Here is a 15,657-nt window from a genome sequence, read left to right as displayed (position 1 = left end):
GGTAGGCAGCAGCTATAGCAATCCGCCTGTGGTAAGTCTGTCAGATCCCGTGCGGGTAGTGGTGCGCACCAATTAGGGGGAAAGGTGCACTGGAGGGGATCCCTGAATTTGGTTGATCACCCGCACTACCATCACTTCCGTCAGGTCTTCGGCAAAATTGGTAACAAAGCCTTGGCTCACCTGGGCCCGTACCTGCTCTAGACCCAGCAACTGGGATTGTCCTAGCCGGATCGTCACCGGGATCAAAGGTGCTGGAAAAAGAAGTATTGGAACAGGGATCCCTTTTTCAGCTAAGATGTTTTCTCTGGTTGAGTGGCAAGGTGGCGTAGCCAAGTGGTAAGGCAGAGGTCTGCAAAACCTCTATTCGCCAGTTCGAATCTGGCCGCCACCTTTTTAACCACCTTATAAACCTAAGTGGGCAAATCCCAAACGGGGCGAGCATGAAAGACAAGTTGATATTGATGATCCCTGGCCCAACCCCCGTTCCCGAGAGTGCCCTGCTGGCGATGGCGCGTGGATCAATCGAGCATCGCAGCAAAGAGTTCACCGCCATTTTGGAAGAAGTTACCGACGGCTTGCGCTGGCTGCACCAGACCACCTCTGATGTATTCGTCTTTTCCGCCAGTGGCACCGGAGCCATGGAAGCAGGCATCCTCAACACCTTAAGCCCCGGGGATCGGGTCTTGGTGGGGGTGAATGGTAAGTTTGGCGAGCGCTGGGCGGAAATGTCCGAGCAATTTGGCCTCAATTGTGAGCGGATCGAAACCCCCTGGGGGATCCCTTACCCGGTTGAGATCTTCCAAGAAAAGCTGGCTTCCGACCGCGAAAAGACCATCAAGGCTGTTATCCTCACCCATTCGGAAACCTCCAGTGGAGTGGCCAACGATGTGCAAGCGATTGCTGCTGCTGCCCGTGCCCACGGAGAAGCCCTGGTGATCGTGGATGGGGTAACCAGTGTTGGAGCGATGCCGGTGCTCATGGATGAATGGGGCTTGGATGTGGTCGCTTCCGGATCCCAGAAGGGCTATATGATCCCGCCGGGGTTGGGATTTGTCGCTGTCAGCGAACGGGCCATGGCCGCTTCCCAACGCTCCACCTTCCCCAAGTACTACTGGAGCTTTAAGCTGGCGCAAAAATCCCTCCAACAGGGCACCACCCCCTTTACCCCAGCGGTGAACCTGTTTTATGCCCTGCAAACGACGCTGCAAATGATGCGGGCTGAAGGGTTAGAGGCCATTTACCGGCGCCATGCCAAGCTGGCCCAGGCCACTCGTGCAGGAGTCAAGGCTCTTGGGCTGAAGCTGTTGGTAGAGCTAGAATCGGCCGCTAGCCCTGCAGTAACGGCGGTGTTGTCTCCAGAAGGCATCAATGCCGACACGATTCGCAGCATCTTGAAGAAACAGTTTGACCTGGCCACTGCTGCCGGACAAGATCACCTCAAGGGCAAGATCTTCCGGCTTGGACATTTGGGCTTCATCAGCGACCGCGACATCTTGATGACCATGGCCACCCTCGAGTCTGCTTTGCACACCGTAGGATACAGCGAATTTACCCCTGGAGCAGGAAGCCGTGCAGCGGCTGATGTTCTGGCCCACGGTTAAGCCTTGCGCCATTGAAAATGGGTAGCCTTTGACACATGGCACTGAACAATCAGCGTCGCTAAAATAGGAAGACATTCTTAATAAAACTTCAGAGGCTTGCTTCTGAAGGATTTGTGCCTGTTCTCTACCCAAGGGTAGTCATGGTTGTCAGTTTGGAACGGGATCTCCATGTTGGTGCTGCGGCTGCGGAGTTGCGGCAGGTATTGCAGGGAATCGGCCCTCTCTCTTGCCCTTTGCACTACAACTTTCACCTCCACACTCGCTGTTCTGATGGGCAGATGGATCCTTTAGACCTGGCAGAGCAAGCGCGCCAACAGGGGCTGAAAGGACTTGCCATCACCGACCACCACACCCTGAAGGGTTATGAAGAGGCCCGATCCTACCTGGATCAACCCGGGGATCCCATCCTTTGGTCTGGAATTGAGATCACTACAGAACTGCTGGGCTGTGAGGTGCATATCCTCGGCTATGGGTTCAACCCCACGGACTCCACCCTGGATCCCTTCACTCAGGGGGAACGGATCCCGGAACTGTCTGCCGGTAAGGCCATTCAAGCGATTCAAGCGGCGGGGGGCTTGGCGGTACTGGCACACCCTTTTCGATATCCCGTGCCTGCAGAGGAAGTGGTTCCTGCGGCGGCTGAGCTGGGGGTAGATGGCTTAGAGGTGTACTACGCCTACAAAAACCCGGCGGTTTGGGCTCCTAGCCCGGAAGTGACCGACTTGGCGGAGTTGATGGCAGCCAGCTACGGCCTTCTGAAAACCTGCGGTACCGACTCCCACGGCCTCAGCATTTTGAGGCGGATTTGAGTGGGATCCCTGTCGGGTCGGCGTTGCGGAGCATTAGCGGCGAAACTGTAAAGCCTTACCCCGCACCGTGGGATCCACCTTCCCTTCGCTAAAGGCAATCTGCCCACCCACCACAGTCACCTGCGGCCAACCCACCAGTTCCCAGCCCTCAAAAGGGTTCCAGCCGCACTTGGACAAGACCTCCTCCCGCTGTACCGGTTTGGGGGTATGCAGATCCACCAGCACCAAATCCGCATCGTACCCCACCTGCAAGCGCCCCTTGTTGGGGATCCCGTACAGACGGGCCGGAGCCTCACACATCCACTGCACCACCTGGGCCAGCGTACAGCGACCCTGTTGAGCTGCCGTCAGCATCAGAGGCAAAGCAGTTTCTACCCCCGGCATTCCCGAGGGGGATCCCGGATAGGGCTGAGCTTTCTCCTCTAGGGTGTGGGGGGCATGATCGGTGGCGATGCAGTCCAAAATGCCATCCCGCAAACCTTGCCACAGCTGTTCGTTGTTATCAGGATCCCGTAGGGGCGGGTTCATCTGGACTAGGGATCCCAGGCGGGCATAGTCGGCGGTGCTCAGGAGTAGATGTTGCGGTGTGACTTCTGCTGTTACCCAAGCGGGTTTGTGCTGCCGCAATAGCTGCACTTCTAGCCCAGTAGAAAGATGCAAAATATGCAGGCGATGCTGGTAACGAGTAGATAAATCCAATGCCCGTTGGCTAGCGATCAGTGCCGATTCTTCGTCCTGAATTTGGGAATGAATGGCAACATCCGTTTGTTCGGCAAAGGTGGCCTTACGAGCGTGAATCCGGCTGAGATCTTCGGCATGAACCGCAATTAAAAACTTCGGATCCGTTTCGGCAAAAATACGTTCTAGGGCGGCCTGATCATCAACTAACAAAGGGCCGTGCATGGATCCCATAAAGATCTTGATCCCACAGGCTCCCTGCACCGTTTGCAGATCCTTCAGGTTATCGACAGTAGCTCCGACAAAAAAGCCGTAATTGACCACACATTTGCTGGCGGCACGGGCCAATTTGTCATCTAGCGCAGCTTGGTTAATCGTCAGGGGATCCGTATTGGGCATCTCCAAAAAGCTGGTCACTCCACCGCGGGCACAGGCCCAGGATCCCGTTTGCAGATCTTCTTTATGTTCTCGACCTGGTTCCCGAAAATGCACCTGAGGGTCGATCACCCCTGGCATCAGGGTTTTACCCTCTGCCTCGATCACCCGTGCCACCCCTTCTGGGGAAATAGAACGACCTATTTGGGCGATGATTCCATCTTGCACCCAAACATCCCCCCGCCAGGGATCCCCTTCTGGCACCAGCAGCTCAGCATCGCGAATCAACAGATCTTCAGCCAAAGCCCTATCCTCTCTCAGGTGCGGTTTCAAGATACCACCAACTCAGAAGTTACAGCCTTTTCCAGCGTTATCTGATAGGGCAGATTTAGGTCACTCCCTTGCCCGATAAGTTTTTTTGCCTAGCTCAAGGGCCTGTGTGAAGTCGGAAAAGGCTGTATGAAGAAGTTATGAACTAATAGGCCAGTAATCCGGCACCCGCACTGCTTCATCCGCCCCAGGCCAAGGGGGCATCGTGACAATGATGAACTGCAAGGGATCTGTTCCCGTATTGCGAAATTGAAACTGGGTACCGAGGGGAATGGAAAGACTGAGCCCCGCGCGTAAGGTCACCACATCCTGTCGATCCCCCTGTTGCCGCCACAGTTCCCCCTGCCCAGCCACCACGTACCACACCTCCGCAACAGTGCGATGGGTCACCGCCAAAGACACTGCTCCGACCGGTAAGGAACAATGCACCATACTGCCCCCCTGAACCTGCACCAAAAAGCGAATTTCCGATTGGTCGGGAGCAATGGCATCCACATCCTCGCTAAGGGCTCGGGTTTGGAAAGGTTCTGTCATGGGTTTTGATCTTGATCTGTTCTTGTTTTGATCTTCTGGAGCTGTCTTGAACTGCTTAGTTGGGTACACAGTGGGATCCGCTTCCCGTCAAAAATTTCCCTGTCTACTCCAGCAGTTTATTCCAGCAGCCCCGACCAACGTAGGTAACCTTCCACCAATTGGGATCCGGCCAAAGCTGCTACTCCCCCACCCATTGCCAGGTAAGGGCCGAAGGGGATCGGCTTACCCAAACGGGCTCGGCCCAACCCCATCGCCAAACCACTGCCCAACAACCCAAAAAGGCAACCCCCGATCAGGGTCACCACCACCCCCGGCCACCCCAACCACATGCCGATTAAGGCCATAAGCTTGCCATCCCCTAACCCCATCGCCTCTCGCTTCAGCACCCAGCGGGCCAAGAGGCCAATTCCCTCCAGCAGCCAAATGCCCAGCACCGCCCCCGCAATCCCCCCCACCAGCGACATCCCCATAGCTGGCCAAGAGCCGGATCCCTCCAGCCAAGGTAGGGCCAACCGAGCCACAAGGCCCATCAGCAATCCCGAACGGGTCAGTTCTTCCAGCAGCAAAAAGGTATCTAAATCAATCAGGGCCAAAGCCAGCAGCCAACTGAACAGGACGCAGGTGAGGATCCCTTGGGCCGATAACCCCAAAACCCCAATGCTGAGAGCAAAGAGCCCCATCGTCAGCGCCTCTACCGCTGGATAACGCCAGCTGATCGATACCCCACAGTGACGACAGCGCCCCCGCAACAAAAACCAACCCACAATGGGAATATTCTCGGTCGGCCCCAGGGGGGTTTTGCAAGTAGGGCAATGGGATCCTGGATGAATCAACGACATCCCATTCGGTAGGCGGTAAACGACCACATTCAAAAAACTGCCCACACAAGCTCCTAACAGCAACACCGCCACCCAACCCAGCAGGCGAAACTCCCAGCTAGTGAGGAGAAGGTTGAGCATGAGCAGCCATCCGAAGAACGAGCGGGTCTGTCCTGTCATCCTACCCGGCTTGGAAGCTCATCAGAAGGGATCTTCAGGCCACCTGTTCCAAATGCTGAATCGGGATAAAGGTTTCTTGGGGCAATAGGATAGGGAAGTCAGAAAAGATCAGATCCCCCCGCAGCGTCCGGCGATGGATGACCACTCCGCGCGGAGGCTGCTCCAACACATCCGGTCGATGCTGCAGATGAAACCGATAAATTTGGCGAGCTGCTTGAACCAAAGCGCTGTCCATGAGCCGTTTCCCTACCTTGCGAAGCTCACTACTACCCTACCGACATTCCGAAGGCCCCTTTGGAACCCTAACGTTCTGTTCGCAGCCCTTAGATCTTTTTAGAAACGCTTAAGGTTCCTTAAAAGTTAGGGATCCCTGACGGCAACACGCAAGCCCAAGGCCCACCCCTTGCCGAGACAGAAGTCCCCAAACCTGCTCACCCGTCGGAAAGCCTGAACCCTAGAATATCGCCAATACTGGCTTGTGGGTTATTTTAACTCAGTCTTAACCTGTTTGGAGTCGTGAGGGTTGCCGGCCCTGTTACTCGGGGGTGCCCGTGGCCGTGACGCCATCCACCTCTAGGGGTTTGCCGCTGTGGGGGTGGGGAACAAAGTCTGGGCCCATGCTGTAGGAGGAGCTACGGTAGCTGGGTTTGGGGTTGAGCTTATCCTGAAAGCGGCCAATAATCTGGATGGTGCGCTGCACATCGGCGGGGAAAATGACCACCAAGTCCCCTGTTTCAGCTTTTTCTAGGGCAGTTTCGATGGCTTCCGCCTCATCTAAAATGTCCTGCAAGCTGCTCCCGGCTTTTTCCTGTTCCCAGCCCTGCCGAATCAGAGCCGCCACCTCTCCCGGATCCCGACCGCGGCGGTCATCGTCTTCTTTGACAATGGCGCGATCAAACATGCGGGCCGCCAACACCCCCAGCTCCTGTAGATCGCTGTTGCGCCGATCCCCAGGCCCACCAATCACGCCAATTTTTTGCTGGCAGTCCCAGCGCTCCAGGGTGGTTTGAATCGCCTCGTACCCCGCCGCATTGTGGGCGTAATCCACCAACACCTGATAGCCACCGACATCAAATAGGTTCAACCGACCGGGGGTTTGGGCTACGGAACTGGTGAAGGTGCCCAGTGCCATGCGGATATCATCGATGGAGACCCCATGCAGGAAGGCCGCCAAGGTTGCCGCCAGAGCATTTTGGATCATAAAGCTGGCCTTGCCAGAGAGGGTGAGGGGAATGTTGGTGACATCCTCAATGCGCAGCTTCCAGCCTCGCTTCACAATGGAAATGTAGCCCTCTTCATAAACCGCTGCTGTACCACCCGAGGCAATGTGCTTTTGAACGAGGGGATTTTCTGGGTTCATGCTGAAGTAGGCCACCGTCGCCTTCACGTTTTCTGCCATGGCCGCCACCAGGCCATCGTCCGCGTTCAGAACGGCATAGCCCCGCTCATGTACTGCCTCCACCAAGACTGACTTTACACGAGCCATCTCTTCTAGGGTGTCGATATCCCCAATCCCCAGGTGATCTGATGTAACATTCAACACCACGCCGATGTCGGATTCCGGGAAGCCCAGCCCCTCCCGCAAAATACCTCCCCGCGCTGTTTCTAGCACCGCCACCTCCACGGTGGGATCCCGTAACACCAGACGAGCGCTGTAGGGACCGGTCATATCTCCCTTGGCAATTTGATGGTTTTGAATGTACACCCCATCGGTGGTGGTAAAGCCCACCCGCTTGCCAATGCCTTTGAGGATATGGGCAATGAGACGGGTGGTGGTGGTCTTGCCGTTGGTGCCGGTCACCGCCAGGATCGGGATGCGGGTATGGCTGCCGGGGGGGAAGAGCATGTTGATGATCGGCTCCGCCACGTTGCGCGGCAGCCCTTCGCTGGGGGCTAGGTGCATGCGTAAGCCGGGAGAGGCATTCACCTCGACAATGCCGCCGCCGGTTTCGTTGACAGGCTGGGTGATATCGGGGCAGATCAGGTCGATCCCAGCTACATCTAAGCCAATAATTTGGGCAGCTCGCTCGGCAATGAAGAGGTTGTAGGGGTGGATGATGTCGGTACAATCGACGGCAATGCCGCCGGTACTGAGGTTGGCGGTGGATTTGAGGGTGCAATGTTCCCCGCGGGGCAGCACCGTGTCTAGGGTATAGCCTTTGCCCTCTAGTACCCGCCGGGTCATATCATCGACGCTGATCAAGGTCAAGACATTCTCATGCCCGAAGCCCCGCCGCGGATCTTTATTCACTTCATCAATGAGCTCTTGGATGGTGGAGCGGCCATCCCCCACGACGTAGGCCGGGATCCGCTTGGCCACCGCTACCAGTTTGTTGTTGATCACCAGCAGGCGGTAATCTTCCCCCACTAGGTGCTTTTCCACCAACACCACATCCGAGTGTTGGCTGGCGGCATCGTAGGCGGTTTCGGCGGCTTCCAAACTGGTGATGTTGACGGTGATGCCTTTGCCGTGGTTGGCATTGAGGGGTTTGATCACCACCGGATAGCCCCCGACATCCTCGATGGTGGCCTTTAGCTCGCTGCGACGACGCACCGTATAGCCCTTGGGCACCGGGATCCCCATATCCTGTAGCAGTTCTTTGGTGGCCCGTTTATCTCCGGCCAGATCAGTGGCGATGATGCTGGTTTTTTCGGTGGTGGTGGCCTCGATGCGCTTTTGATGCACCCCATAGCCCAGTTGCACCAGGGATCCCTTGCTGAGGCGCAGATGGGGGATCCCCCGCAGGGTGGCTTCGTCCAGTAAAGATTGGGTGCTGGGGCCGAAGCGAACGTTTTCCCGAATTTCCCGCAGCTCTTGAATATCTAGTTCCAGATCGCGGCGGTAGTCTTCGCCATCCACTAAGGCTTGACAGAGATACACCGCAGCCTTGGCGGCAAACCGCCCAGCTTCCGCCTCTTGATACTCGAACACCACGTTGTAGGTGCCGGGGGTAGAGGTTTCGCGGGTACGGCCAAAATCCACAGCCATCCCGGCCATCGTCTGCATTTCTAGGGCCACATGCTCGACCACATGCCCCATCCAGGTGCCCTCTTCCACCCGTTGCAAAAACCCTCCATAGCAGCCGCGGGAGCAGTGATGTTCCCACAACCCCGGCAACAACGCTTCCAACCCTTCCTTAAAGCCAGGGATCTCGTTGGTGGGCCGCTCCTGTAGATCCTCTAGGTCAAGCCGCATTTGGATCAGCTTTTGACGACGGATGCTCCAGTAGTTAGGGCCACTGAGAACGCGGATGGATTGGATGCGCATAAAGTCGAGGAAAACAGATTGGGAAAGACAGAGGACAAACTGAGGGTGGAATCCCGTTCAGCACGCACTCTGCCCTAATCTACACTCCCTTTGAGCTAGCCGAGAAAGAGTATCTTTCAATACGTTTTGTGGGGATAGCGGGGATGAAACCCAGCAGGTGCCTCGAGAACAGTCCGTCAGGTTAAGACTGCCGAATGGCTCCCTCTTGACTGCGACGGTACAGTGGGGGGCAAACAGGCTGCGGGGACATGGACGGCACCTATTTGCTGGGGTTGGGCTGGATTTTGGGCCTACTGATGCGGGCCTGGCCACAGGGAGCTGGCTGGGGGTGGGGGGTGCCGCTGGGGTTGGGCTTACTGGGATCCCTGCTTTGCCGGAAGCGACCGCGCTGGGTTCGCACTTGGCTGGCGATGGGGTTGGTGGGCTGGATCGCTTGGGGCTATTTGGGCTGGCGACAACCTTTTCCCGGCCCGACGGACATTAGTCTGCTGGCACCGCAGCAAGGAATCAGCATTGTTGGCGAGATCACCTCCGAGCCACGTCTGACCCGCAGCGAACGGCTGCAATTTTGGCTGCAGGCTGAGCAGTGTTGAACTCGGATCAAACGGCTCGCTTGGTTTCTGGCAAGCTCTATGTCACCACCGATCCTGTCAATTCTGAAGAACAGGATTTACACCCCAGCCAGCGGGTACGGCTGACGGGATCCCTCTATTTGCCTAGTCCGGCCTTGAATCCGGGGGCTTTCGATTTTCAAGCCTATTTGCTCCGACAGGGATCCTTCGCCGGGCTGAGTGCTCAGGAGGTGGTTCCACAAGCGGGAGGACGCAGTTGGGGAGGCTGGGCGTTGCGCCGCCGCATTCGAGGGGCTTTCATCAGCGGGTTGGGGGTACGAGAGGGCAATTTGCTGGCTTCGTTGGTGTTGGGATCCCGTGCGGCCCAGTTGGACTTTGACCTGCAGGATGCCTTCCGGGAAATTGGCATGGCCCATGCCTTGGCGGCTTCCGGGTTTCATGTGTCGCTGTTGGTGGGGGTGGTCTTTGTCTTGACCCGCAAGTTGGCGGTGCGCGGACAACAGGCGATCATCCTGGCGGTGCTGGGCCTCTACATGACCTTGACCGGATTCAGCCCTTCTGTATTGAGGGCCGGGTTGATGGGTGTGGCGGCTATGGCGGTGCTGACGGAGCCCCGTCTGCAGGGCAAGGTGAAGCTGAACCCGCTGGGGACATTGCTGTTGGCGGCAGTAGTGCTGTTGGTTTATCAACCCAATTGGATTACGGATCTGGGCTTTCAACTGAGCTTTGCCGCTACGTTGGGGTTGTTGGTGGGCACCGCCCCGATGGTATCTCGGCTACGTTTTCTACCCCCAACGATAGCCACAGCTTTGGCCATTCCGCTGGCGGCTTTAATCTGGACATTGCCACTGCAAATTGTTGTATTCGGGCGCATTCCCACCTATTCTCTGCTGGCCAATCCGCCGTTGATGGCATTGCTGCTGCCGTTATTGGTGGCTGGATTTGGGGTTGCCTTTGTAGCGTTGCTATCGCCGGGGCTGGCATCCCTGTTGGTGCAACCGCTGACGCTGCTGCTTACCCCTCTAATCAATTGGGTGGGATGGATCGCCAGTTGGCCCTTCAGCTCCTATTACACAGGGGTGATTTCTATCCTGCAGTGTCTGCTGTTGTACGGCGCTCTGGTGGCGGTCACCTTTTGGCCCCGTTGGCGACGGGCTTTGCGTTGGCAGGGTACGGCTTTGGTCATGATCGGGATCCTGATTGGGCCGGGGTTATGGCCAGGGCCACCCGTACAGATCACGGCTTTGGCCAGTGGGCGGACTCCCATTTTGGCCATTCAAGCGGAGGGACGCCATCTTCTTGTAAATAGTGGGGATCCCCGCCTGGCTGAACTCACAGTGCTACCCTATTTGCGTCAACGGGGCATTCGCAATTTGGCAGGGGCAGTTTCCATGACCTCCGCCGGATCTGCCAATGGGGGCTGGGTCAGTTTGTTGCCAGCCGTTTCGATGCATCAGTTTTGGGATGGAGGAGGAGCCAACGTCGCTTCCGAGAGTTACCTGCGGGCTTTGGAGGCGGTGCAATCAGCAGGGATCCCCTATCAGGTGTTGCGGCCTGGAGATCGGATCCCGCTTGGGGAACGGCTATCGCTACAGGCAGTGCATACCAATCCCCTGGTGTTGACCCTAGAAACGGAGGGATCCCGTTGGTTGCTGTTGGGCTCGGCGGGGACAAATGTACAGGCGGAATTGAGCGGATCCCCGTTAATGCCTGCGCAAATCAATTGGCTGTGGTGGGATGGGGGGGCGGTCGTGTTGGATCTCTTGGAGCGCTTTCAGGTGCAGGCGGGCATTACCTCTGGCCCCAGCAGTGAGATCGTTACTGCTTGGTTTCGGCAAAGACAGCGCCCTCTCTATGGAGCGGATCGCTCTGGGGCAGTCACTTGGTCGCGCCGAGGAGTGCATACCCTCAGGTCAAGCTTGGAGTAATGGATTGGAATTGTGCAAAGCGCTTCTACAACGAGATCATCCAATCTTCCAGGGTTTCCTGGCGGCGCGGATGGCGCAGCTTGCGCATGGCCCGGGCTTGAATTTGCCGGACACGCTCCCGAGACAGGCCGAAAAGCTGCCCAATTTCCGAAAGGGTGTGCAGATGGCCATCTTCTAAGCCGTAGCGCAGCTTGAGAATCTCCTGTTCCCGGGGACTGAGTTGCTCAAGCAGCTCCTCTAGTTGGGCAGACAGCAGGTGCAGATCCATTTGCGTTTCGGGAGTGGGGCCATTGGGGGCCTCAATCAGCTGCATCAATTCGGTATCTTCCTCTTTGCCCACCCGCGCATGGAGGGAGAGGGTTTGGCGTCCGGCTTCTAGAATGGCATCTAGTTTATCGGGGGAGATCTCCAGAGCTTCGGCAATTTCCGCCTGGGTGGGCCGACGATTTAAGGCTTCGGTCAGCTCCCGCCGCACTCGCTTCACCTGATTGAGCTTTTCCACCATGTGCACTGGGATCCGCACCAAACGCGCTTGGTTGGCCACAGCGCGGGTGATCCCCTGGCGAATCCACCAGTAGGCATAGGTGGAGAACTTATAGCCCCGTTCGTACTCGAATTTTTCTGCTGCTCGGATCAGGCCAATCGTGCCCTCCTGAATCAGATCCAGAAATGGCACGCCACGATTCAAATACTTTTTGGCAATGGAAACCACCAACCGCAGGTTAGCCCGCACCAACTCCCGTTTTGCCCGTTCTCCAGAGGCCCCCCCCTCCGCGATCAGCCGCCCCAATTTCACCTCTTGTTCAGCATTGAGCAGAGGGTAGCGAGCCATTTCCCGCAGGAACATGCCCACAGAATCTTCAGAAGCAGAGGATGAGTGACGAGAGCTGGTGGGCTTGCTCTCCGCTAGCCGAACCTCAACCCGCTCGGATGCTGAGATAGAACTCTGAACAGCCAAATCTATATCTACAATATTTCGCTGGGATTTCATACGAATTTAAGGGGCCGAGCGGGTATAGAGATCTTCACTGAACGGTAGGCCAAGCAACCGTTGACCCAGACTTCCCAAGGGATTCCTGCAACAAGCAGCAGGAACCTCACTCAATTTCAAGAGCCTACCCGATTTACCCCTCAGGTTTTGCAAAATTTAGCTTTTGCTAAGGTGAGGTATGGGTCAAACTACCCGTGATGGTAACGGTCAACACCAAGGCAGGATTGTTAAGCTGACTACAGAGTCAGCCTTTGTTTTGCATCGCACCATGGCACGCCAACGGAAGAAATCGGATTTGCCCAGCAAAATTTGTCTCACCTGCCAAAGACCTCTCACCTGGCGCAAAAAATGGGCCAACTGTTGGTCAGAGGTGAAATATTGCTCCGACCGCTGCCGTAACCATCGCCCTTCCCTACCCTCTTCCGGTTGAAACCGTTGCGATGGATAATGTTGGCGTCTAAGTGGCGGCATAGGGGCTAGAAGCCCTACGGGGATCCGGCAATGCGTTGGTTCAAGTGGCTACTCCACAATCCCCACGAAACAGAAGAAGAGGATCCCTTTTTGCGGAGCATCACCCGCCTGGAAAGCCTGATCTCGAAGTTGCTTTCGGTATTGATGATCGGGCTGATCCTGGTGGCGGTGGTAGATCTGGCTCGGTTCTTGGTGACGGATTTGTTGGTGGAGCCAACCGGATTTTTTTCCACCACCCTGATCGAGATTTTCGGCCTCTTTTTGAATATTCTGATCGCTCTAGAGATTTTGGAAAACATCACCGCCTATCTGCAAAAGCAGGTGGTACAGGTGGAGCTGGTGATCGTCACTTCCCTGATTGCTGTGGCCCGAAAGATCATCATTTTTGATTTTGAGAAGCTGGGGGGCCTGGATCTGATCGGGTTGGGGGCAGCCACCTTGGCCCTCTCGGTTAGCTACTGGTTGGTACGGCGGGCCAAACCCCAATCTAAGTCGGGAGAGGATTAAGCCCGTTGGACCGCCAGATAGCCTTTGGTCTGCCCCTCTGGCCCCATCCCCGCAGAATCGGTCTTTCTTCGCTACTCTAGAGCTAGGTGAGATAGAGGAATTGCCAACTATGAGCCACTACGGAGGGCGCATGGCAGAGTTCGGAGCCATTGGGTCGGTAGGACGGCATTCTCGCCCACGGCGTGGCACTGCCCTGCAACTGGGGATCCTAGGCTTCTTAACCGGGTTGGGGCTGATGGGGGGAGCTTGGTGGTACAGCATTGGGCCGCAACAAACCCTCTCTGTCTACTGGCTGACCACCGCTGACAATGCCATCTACTACGTACAGCAAGAGCGGATCGTGCGTGCCCTCGATGCCCAAGAAGGGATCCGCCTTGCCCTGGAGGAGCTGATCGCTGGCCCGACTGATCCTCAACTGAGTACGGCGATCCCACCCGAGACCCGAGTGCTGGATGTGCGGATCGAGGGAAACGATATTTTTCTCAACTTCTCACCCGAATTCACTCAGGGGGGAGGCTCCACCCTGATGATGGGCCGGATCACCCAGGTGCTTTACACCGCCACCAGCCAAAACCCCGGCGCACGGCTATGGATCTCGGTGGAGGGCCGCGCCCTAGAGGTCTTGGGTGGAGAAGGTCTGATAATCGATCAACCCCTGACCCGCGCTTCGTTTGTGCTCAGCTTCCAACTGCCAGCAGAACCGGAGGCTGAGCCAGCAGAGGTCTCAGCCTCCTAAGGGCAGGGGAGAGGACAGATGAACTGGTTGAACCGGGTTGGCCATAGCTGGCTCCTAGCTGGGCAGGTGATTTTGCACTTGAGCCGGGGCCGGATTCATCGTCGCAATACCCTGGATCAACTGTCGGCTGTCGGGCTGGAATCCTTGCTGATTGTTTTGATCACAGCAGTGGTGATCAGCGGCGTATTTACAATTCAGCTGGCGCGGGAGTTCATCAATTTTGGTGCTTCCTCCCTAATTGGGGGCGTTTTGGCCATTGCCCTCACCCGTGAACTGACGCCAGTGGTGACAGCCGTGATCATGGCCGGTCGAGTCGGATCTGCCTTTGCTGCCGAGCTGGGCACCATGAAGGTGACGGAGCAGATCGATGCTTTGCAACTGTTGCGCACGGATCCCGTGGATTATCTGGTGATCCCGCGTGTCATGGCCTCGGGGCTGATGTTGCCGGTGCTGACCATCCTGTCTCTGCTGACGGGGTTGGTAGGGGGCATGATCATCTGTGCTTCTGCTTATAACATCTCCCCCAATATGTTCCTCACCTCGGCTCAAAACCTACTGGCTCCCTGGGATTTGCTGGTGTGTTGTTTTAAGGCGATGGTGTTTGGCTCACTGATTGCCATTGTCGGATCCAGTTGGGGCCTCTCTACAAGCGGTGGGGCAAAAGGGGTGGGACGCTCCACGACCGATGCGGTGGTAACGGCTCTGCTAGGGGTATTCGTGACCAACTTTCTCATTTCCTGGCTGTTGTTTCAGGGGCCGGGGAGTGCCCTGAGTCGGGGGTTTTAAGGCTTGGTAAGGATCCCCTTGTTGCCGCTAAGATAAGGGATCCCGCCTGTTGCCCGAATATGCGAGTTGAATTTCAGATTTTCCGTCAATTGCCCCCTGGCCCCCCGAGGCTGCAATCCTTTTGGCTAGAGACTTCCCCTAGCACCACGATTCTCGATTGCCTCAACCAAATTAAGTGGGAGCAGGATGGCAGTCTCGCCTTTCGCAAAAACTGCCGCAACACCATCTGTGGCAGCTGTGCCATGCGCATCAACGGCAGAGCCGCCCTCGCTTGTCAGCAACATGTAGAAGATGAGCTGGATACCCACAGCCCACAACCACAGCCGATTCGCATTGGCCCTATGGGAAACTTGCCCGTCCTGCGGGATTTGGTTGTCGATATGCAGCCCTTCTGGAATGACCTGAGCCGGGTGGATCCCTTTGTCAGCACGGCAGGTCGTCGGATCCCGGAGCGAGAGTTTTTGCAATCCCCGGCCGAGCGGGATCATCTCAACGCCGCCAGTGGCTGCATTCTCTGTGGGGCTTGCTATTCCGACTGCAATGCCAAAGAGGTGAACCCTGAGTTTGTCGGCCCCCATGCTCTGGCCAAAGCCAACCGCCTTGTGCAAGATAATCGCGACAGCCAGCGAGCAGAACGCCTGCAAGCTCAGGACAGTACTGCCGGGGTGTGGGGCTGTACCCGCTGCTGGAACTGCAACACCGTCTGCCCCATGGGGGTGGCACCCCTAGATCAGATTACCGAACTCAAACAAGGGATCCTGGCCGGATATCCCAACGAGAGATCTGTTTCTGGGGCCAGCCGTTCGATTCGCCACCGCAAAACCTTGGTGCAACTGGTGCGAGCCGGGGGCTGGGTGGATGAACGCCGCTTTGGCTTACAGGTGGTGGCCAATCAAGGACGGGATCCCAAGGGGTTGCTGAGTTTGGCGCCTTTGGGATTGCGCCTGTTGGGTAAAGGCAAGTTCCCTTTTCGATTTAAGGCCTCCTCAGGTACTGCAACGGTACGGCGGTTGATCGATGTGGTTCGGCAGGAGGCTACAGAAACTACCCAATAGCAAGCATTGGATATCGCG

Annotated in this window: 16 protein-coding genes and 1 tRNA gene; 10 read left to right on the top strand and 7 right to left on the bottom strand. The window is 56.7% G+C overall.

From position 1 onward, the window contains the following. Positions 1-72: 72 nt before the first annotated feature. Positions 73-237, bottom strand: coding sequence for a hypothetical protein (locus L1047_RS10560; protein ID WP_235278810.1), 165 nt, complete (start codon positions 235-237; stop codon positions 73-75). A gap of 82 nt (positions 238-319) precedes the next feature. Here L1047_RS10560 and L1047_RS10555 point away from each other — a divergent pair. The 3 genes from L1047_RS10555 (at position 320) to L1047_RS10545 (ending at position 2,410) form a co-directional block, all read left to right on the top strand. After that, positions 320-391 (top strand) — tRNA-Cys (locus tag L1047_RS10555). A 49-nt stretch (positions 392-440) separates the two neighbouring features. Then, complete coding sequence (locus L1047_RS10550) at positions 441-1,601, top strand: pyridoxal-phosphate-dependent aminotransferase family protein (protein ID WP_235278809.1); 1,161 nt, start codon at positions 441-443, stop codon at positions 1,599-1,601. Positions 1,602-1,741: 140 nt separating this feature from the next. Further along, complete coding sequence (locus L1047_RS10545; RefSeq protein WP_235278808.1) at positions 1,742-2,410, top strand: PHP domain-containing protein; 669 nt, start codon at positions 1,742-1,744, stop codon at positions 2,408-2,410. A 33-nt stretch (positions 2,411-2,443) separates the two neighbouring features. Here L1047_RS10545 and L1047_RS10540 read toward each other — a convergent pair whose 3' ends face one another. The 5 genes from L1047_RS10540 to cphA form a co-directional block, all read right to left on the bottom strand. After that, complete coding sequence (locus L1047_RS10540; RefSeq protein WP_235278807.1) at positions 2,444-3,766, bottom strand: dihydroorotase; 1,323 nt, start codon at positions 3,764-3,766, stop codon at positions 2,444-2,446. A gap of 165 nt (positions 3,767-3,931) precedes the next feature. Beyond that, positions 3,932-4,327 (bottom strand): cupin domain-containing protein, encoded by a 396-nt coding sequence (locus L1047_RS10535; RefSeq protein WP_235278806.1) that lies wholly within the window; start codon positions 4,325-4,327, stop codon positions 3,932-3,934. Between the two features lie 116 nt (positions 4,328-4,443). Further along, a complete protein-coding gene (locus tag L1047_RS10530; protein WP_235278805.1) occupies positions 4,444-5,286 on the bottom strand; it encodes a prepilin peptidase in 843 nt (280 codons plus the stop codon). Positions 5,287-5,359: 73 nt separating this feature from the next. Next, positions 5,360-5,560, bottom strand: coding sequence for a hypothetical protein (locus L1047_RS10525; RefSeq protein WP_235278804.1), 201 nt, complete (start codon positions 5,558-5,560; stop codon positions 5,360-5,362). Positions 5,561-5,860: 300 nt separating this feature from the next. Beyond that, positions 5,861-8,593, bottom strand: a complete 2,733-nt coding sequence (gene cphA / locus L1047_RS10520; protein WP_235278803.1) for a cyanophycin synthetase — start codon at positions 8,591-8,593, stop codon at positions 5,861-5,863. 248 nt (positions 8,594-8,841) lie between these two features. On the opposite strand from cphA, the gene L1047_RS10515 reads away from it, so the two are divergent. After that, the gene (locus tag L1047_RS10515; RefSeq protein WP_268836348.1) at positions 8,842-9,186 is read left to right on the top strand and encodes a DUF4131 domain-containing protein; all 345 of its coding nucleotides are present in this window, start codon (positions 8,842-8,844) and stop codon (positions 9,184-9,186) included. Then, positions 9,180-11,093, top strand: coding sequence for a ComEC/Rec2 family competence protein (locus tag L1047_RS10510; protein ID WP_328286049.1), 1,914 nt, complete (start codon positions 9,180-9,182; stop codon positions 11,091-11,093). The genes L1047_RS10515 and L1047_RS10510 overlap by 7 nt, the downstream gene beginning before the upstream one ends. A gap of 25 nt (positions 11,094-11,118) precedes the next feature. Here the strand turns inward: L1047_RS10510 and L1047_RS10505 are convergent, their stop codons facing one another. After that, positions 11,119-11,940 carry a sigma-70 family RNA polymerase sigma factor gene (locus tag L1047_RS10505; protein ID WP_235278944.1) on the bottom strand — a complete coding sequence of 274 codons (822 nt, stop codon included), beginning with the start codon at positions 11,938-11,940 and terminating at the stop codon, positions 11,119-11,121. A 322-nt stretch (positions 11,941-12,262) separates the two neighbouring features. Between L1047_RS10505 and L1047_RS16795 the strand changes: the two genes are divergently transcribed. The 5 genes from L1047_RS16795 (at position 12,263) to L1047_RS10480 (ending at position 15,639) form a co-directional block, all read left to right on the top strand. Continuing rightward, positions 12,263-12,514, top strand: coding sequence for a DUF2256 domain-containing protein (locus L1047_RS16795; RefSeq protein ID WP_443081694.1), 252 nt, complete (start codon positions 12,263-12,265; stop codon positions 12,512-12,514). Between the two features lie 71 nt (positions 12,515-12,585). Further along, a complete protein-coding gene (locus L1047_RS10495; protein ID WP_235278802.1) occupies positions 12,586-13,062 on the top strand; it encodes a phosphate-starvation-inducible PsiE family protein in 477 nt (158 codons plus the stop codon). A gap of 109 nt (positions 13,063-13,171) precedes the next feature. After that, entirely contained in the window at positions 13,172-13,798 is a 627-nt protein-coding gene (locus tag L1047_RS10490; protein ID WP_235278801.1) for a GerMN domain-containing protein, read from the top strand. Between the two features lie 18 nt (positions 13,799-13,816). Then, entirely contained in the window at positions 13,817-14,584 is a 768-nt protein-coding gene (locus L1047_RS10485) for an MlaE family lipid ABC transporter permease subunit (RefSeq protein WP_235278800.1), read from the top strand. 59 nt (positions 14,585-14,643) lie between these two features. Continuing rightward, positions 14,644-15,639, top strand: coding sequence for a succinate dehydrogenase/fumarate reductase iron-sulfur subunit (locus L1047_RS10480; protein ID WP_235278799.1), 996 nt, complete (start codon positions 14,644-14,646; stop codon positions 15,637-15,639). Positions 15,640-15,657: the final 18 nt, after the last annotated feature.

This window comes from Synechococcus sp. Nb3U1 (assembly GCF_021533835.1).
In the GTDB taxonomy this organism is placed as follows: Bacteria; Cyanobacteriota; Cyanobacteriia; order Thermostichales; family Thermostichaceae; genus Thermostichus.
The sequence above is the reverse complement of the archived record's forward strand: the minus strand, read 5'-3'. Positions and strand labels throughout refer to the sequence as shown.

Bases quoted from the DNA above. Each gene is read 5' to 3' on its own strand.
- L1047_RS10550 (WP_235278809.1), top strand. From the start codon at position 441: ATGAAAGACAAGTTGATATTGATGATCCCTGGCCCAACCCCCGTTCCC.
- L1047_RS10545 (WP_235278808.1), top strand. From the start codon at position 1,742: ATGGTTGTCAGTTTGGAACGGGATCTCCATGTTGGTGCTGCGGCTGCG.
- L1047_RS10535 (WP_235278806.1), bottom strand. From the start codon at position 4,327: ATGACAGAACCTTTCCAAACCCGAGCCCTTAGCGAGGATGTGGATGCC.
- L1047_RS10530 (WP_235278805.1), bottom strand. From the start codon at position 5,286: ATGCTCAACCTTCTCCTCACTAGCTGGGAGTTTCGCCTGCTGGGTTGG.
- L1047_RS10525 (WP_235278804.1), bottom strand. From the start codon at position 5,560: ATGGACAGCGCTTTGGTTCAAGCAGCTCGCCAAATTTATCGGTTTCAT.
- cphA (WP_235278803.1), bottom strand. From the start codon at position 8,593: ATGCGCATCCAATCCATCCGCGTTCTCAGTGGCCCTAACTACTGGAGC.
- L1047_RS10515 (WP_268836348.1), top strand. From the start codon at position 8,842: ATGGACGGCACCTATTTGCTGGGGTTGGGCTGGATTTTGGGCCTACTG.
- L1047_RS10505 (WP_235278944.1), bottom strand. From the start codon at position 11,940: ATGTTCCTGCGGGAAATGGCTCGCTACCCTCTGCTCAATGCTGAACAA.
- L1047_RS16795 (WP_443081694.1), top strand. From the start codon at position 12,263: ATGGGTCAAACTACCCGTGATGGTAACGGTCAACACCAAGGCAGGATT.
- L1047_RS10495 (WP_235278802.1), top strand. From the start codon at position 12,586: ATGCGTTGGTTCAAGTGGCTACTCCACAATCCCCACGAAACAGAAGAA.
- L1047_RS10490 (WP_235278801.1), top strand. From the start codon at position 13,172: ATGAGCCACTACGGAGGGCGCATGGCAGAGTTCGGAGCCATTGGGTCG.
- L1047_RS10485 (WP_235278800.1), top strand. From the start codon at position 13,817: ATGAACTGGTTGAACCGGGTTGGCCATAGCTGGCTCCTAGCTGGGCAG.
- L1047_RS10480 (WP_235278799.1), top strand. From the start codon at position 14,644: ATGCGAGTTGAATTTCAGATTTTCCGTCAATTGCCCCCTGGCCCCCCG.